The organism is Kineococcus indalonis (genome assembly GCF_009906395.1).
GTDB classification, from domain to species: Bacteria; Actinomycetota; Actinomycetes; order Actinomycetales; family Kineococcaceae; genus Kineococcus; species Kineococcus indalonis.
In genome coordinates, this window is record NZ_JAAALM010000472.1 from 1 (window position 1) to 3,208 (window position 3,208).

Annotated in this window: 3 protein-coding genes; 2 read left to right on the forward strand and 1 reads right to left on the reverse strand. The window is 70.1% G+C overall.

Annotation, left to right across the window (positions count from 1 at the left end):
* The first annotated feature begins 28 nt into the window (after positions 1–28).
* Together mmsA and mmsB are read left to right on the forward strand one after the other, a co-directional pair.
* The gene (gene mmsA / locus GTR00_RS17630) at positions 29–1,627 is read left to right on the forward strand and encodes a multiple monosaccharide ABC transporter ATP-binding protein (protein ID WP_166612885.1); all 1,599 of its coding nucleotides are present in this window, start codon (positions 29–31) and stop codon (positions 1,625–1,627) included.
* On the forward strand, positions 1,624–2,865 hold the full coding sequence (gene mmsB, locus GTR00_RS17635) for a multiple monosaccharide ABC transporter permease (protein ID WP_166612883.1): 1,242 nt from the start codon (positions 1,624–1,626) through the stop codon (positions 2,863–2,865). The genes mmsA and mmsB overlap by 4 nt, the downstream gene beginning before the upstream one ends.
* A 78-nt stretch (positions 2,866–2,943) precedes the next feature.
* Here the strand turns inward: mmsB and GTR00_RS17640 are convergent, their stop codons facing one another.
* Complete coding sequence (locus tag GTR00_RS17640) at positions 2,944–3,108, reverse strand: hypothetical protein (RefSeq protein WP_166612884.1); 165 nt, start codon at positions 3,106–3,108, stop codon at positions 2,944–2,946.
* Positions 3,109–3,208: the final 100 nt, after the last annotated feature.

Sequence of the window (3,208 nt, forward strand, 5' to 3'; positions counted from 1 at the left end):
GTTCCCCAGCGAGGACGACGGCGCGCCGATGACCGACAACATCCTGGAAATGCGGGACATCACCAAGACCTTCCCCGGTGTGAAGGCGCTCTCGGGCGTCAACCTGTCGGTCAAGCGCGGTGAGGTCCACGCCATCTGCGGCGAGAACGGCGCGGGCAAGTCCACGCTGATGAAGGTGCTGTCGGGGGTGTACCCGCACGGCACCTACGAGGGCGAGATCCACTTCGACGGCCAGCTGTCGCAGTTCAGCGGCATCGGCGACAGCGAGAAGGCCGGCATCGCCATCATCCACCAGGAGCTGGCCCTGGTGCCGTTCCTGTCCGTCGCCGAGAACCTGTTCCTGGGCAACGAGATCCGCGGCAAGGGCGGGCTCATCGACTGGAACCGCACCAACGGCGAGGCCTCCCGCCTGCTGGCCCGCGTCGGCCTGGACGAGAACCCCACCACGCCCATCGGGCAGCTCGGCGTCGGCAAGCAGCAGCTGGTCGAGATCGCCAAGGCGCTCAGCAAGGACGTCAAGCTCCTCATCCTCGACGAGCCGACCGCCGCGCTGAACGACACGGACTCCGCGCACCTGCTGGACCTGCTGCGCCAGCTGCGCTCCGAGGGCATGACCAGCATCATGATCTCGCACAAGCTCAACGAGATCGAGGCCATCTCGGACTCGGTCACCATCATCCGCGACGGCCGCACCATCGAGACGCTGGACATGCGCGCCGACGCCGTCACGGAGGACCGCATCATCCGCGGCATGGTCGGCCGCGACCTGGACAGCCGCTTCCCCGAGCGCGAGTCGCACCCCGGCGAGGAGGTGCTGCGCATCGAGGACTGGACCGTGGGGCACCCCTCGCAGGACCGCCTCGTGGTGGACGGCGCCTCGCTGTCGGTGCGCGCCGGCGAGGTCGTCGGCATCGCCGGCCTCATGGGCGCCGGGCGCACCGAGCTCGCCATGAGCGTGTTCGGCCGCTCCTACGGCCGCTACCTGGGCGGGCAGCTGTACCTGCACGGCCAGCCGGTGCAGGCCCGCACCGTGCGCGAGGCCATCAAGCACGGCCTGGCCTACGCCACCGAGGACCGCAAGAAGTACGGTCTGAACCTCATCGACGACATCAAGCGGAACATCTCCGCCGCGGCGCTGGGCAAGCTCGTCAAGGGCGGCCTCGTCAACGCGCACGAGGAGATCCGCGTCGCCGAGGACAGCAAGCGCAGCATGAACATCAAGGCGCCGACCGTGATGGCGCTGACCGGCAAGCTGTCGGGCGGCAACCAGCAGAAGGTCGTCCTGTCGAAGTGGATCTACTCCGACCCGGAGGTCCTGATCCTCGACGAGCCGACCCGCGGCATCGACGTCGGCGCGAAGTACGAGATCTACACGATCATCAACCGCCTCGTCGCGGCGGGCAAGGCGGTCATCGTCATCTCCTCGGAGCTGCCGGAACTGCTGGGCATCTGCGACCGCGTGTACACCCTGTCGGCCGGTCGCATCACCGGGCAGATGCCCGTGGGCGAGGCCACGCAGGAGAACCTCATGAGCCTCATGACCAAGGAGAAGACCCCCGCGCGGGCCGGCGCGGCCTCCTCCACCACCAACACCACCTCCCACGACGACCAGGAGCACACCGCATGAGCGACCTGCTCAAGGGCGGGCCCCGAGGGGCCAGCACCCCTGCGCCCAACCCCGGACCGCGCACCGGGACCGCCAACCCCCTCGTGGCGATCTCGCAGAACCTGCGCGAGAGCGGCATCTACATCGCCTTCGCCGTCGTCGTGGTGCTGTTCGCGGTGCTCACCGACGGGCTGTCCCTCAGCCCGGGGAACATCACCAACATCGTCCTGCAGTACTCCTACGTGCTGGTGCTGGCCATCGGCATGCTCATCGTCATCGTCGCCGGCCACATCGACCTGTCGGTGGGCTCGGTGGTCGCGCTGACGGGCGCGATCTCGGCGAAGCTGGTCATCGGGTCCGGTCAGCCGTGGTACGTCGGCGTCCTCGCCGCCCTCGGCGTGGGCCTGCTCATCGGCGCCTGGCAGGGCTTCTGGGTGGCCTTCGTGGGCATCCCGGCCTTCATCGTCACCCTGGCCGGCATGCTGCTCTTCCGCGGCCTGACGTACTACGTCCTGGACAACGTCTCCCTCTCGCCGTTCCCGCCGGAGTACGGCCGCATCGCCACCGGCTTCCTCAACGGCCTCATGGGCGGCTACGGCTACGACGCCTTCACGCTGTTCATCGCTGCGCTGGCCGTCGTCGGCTACGCCGTCAGCCAGGTCCGCACCCGCATCGCCCGCGTCCGCTACCAGCAGGTCGTCGACGCCGTGCCGCTGTTCGTCCTGCGCATCGTGCTCGTCGCCGCGGTCGTCATGGCCTTCGCCTGGCAGCTGGCGCACAGCCGCGGTCTGCCCGTCGTGCTGATCATCCTGGCCGTGCTGATCCTGGTCTACTCGGTCGTCACCCGCTCCACGGTGTTCGGCCGCCAGGTGTACGCGATCGGCGGCAACCTCGCCGCGGCCCAGCTGTCCGGCGTGAACGTCCGGAGGGTCAACTTCTGGATCTTCGTCAACATGGGCTTCCTCGCCGCGGTCGCCGGCATCATCTTCTCCTCGCGCTCCAACGGCGCCCAGCCCGGCGCCGGCAACAGCTTCGAGCTGGACGCCATCGCCGCGGCGTTCATCGGCGGCGCCGCGGTGACCGGCGGCGTCGGCAAGATCACCGGCGCGATGGTCGGTGGTCTGCTCGTCGGCGTGATCTCCAACGGCATGCAGCTGCTCAACGTCGACCAGTCCCTCCAGCAGGTCATCAAGGGCCTGGTCCTGCTGCTGGCGGTGGCGTTCGACGTCTACAACAAGCGGCGCGGCGGCGTGCGCTGACGTCCCCGTCGCGGCGCGCAGCCGCGTGGCAGAGCCCGGCCGGGACCCCCGGCCGGGCTCTCCGGCGTCCGGGCCTGCTCAGCCGCGCGAGAGCCGGCCCAGCAGCGCGCGCCAGCCGGTCGCGGCGCGGAAGCGGGGGCAGTCGCACACCGAGCAGTCGCTGCCGGGCCGGTAGTGCTCGTGGGCCCGCCGCTCGTGCGCGCAGACGCACTCCCGTGCGCGCCCACCGGTCTCCCCGCTCATGGTCCCCTCCCGCGACGTGCTCGTGCAGGCGCAGCCCAGGTGGCCGCCGCACCCCGCGGGCGGGGTCCGGCACCCGTGCGCCACGGACCGTGCGCCACGG

Coding starts and splice junctions, on each gene's coding strand:
- mmsA (WP_166612885.1), top strand. CDS start 29: ATGACCGACAACATCCTGGAAATGCGGGACATCACCAAGACCTTCCCC.
- mmsB (WP_166612883.1), top strand. CDS start 1,624: ATGAGCGACCTGCTCAAGGGCGGGCCCCGAGGGGCCAGCACCCCTGCG.
- GTR00_RS17640 (WP_166612884.1), bottom strand. CDS start 3,108: ATGAGCGGGGAGACCGGTGGGCGCGCACGGGAGTGCGTCTGCGCGCAC.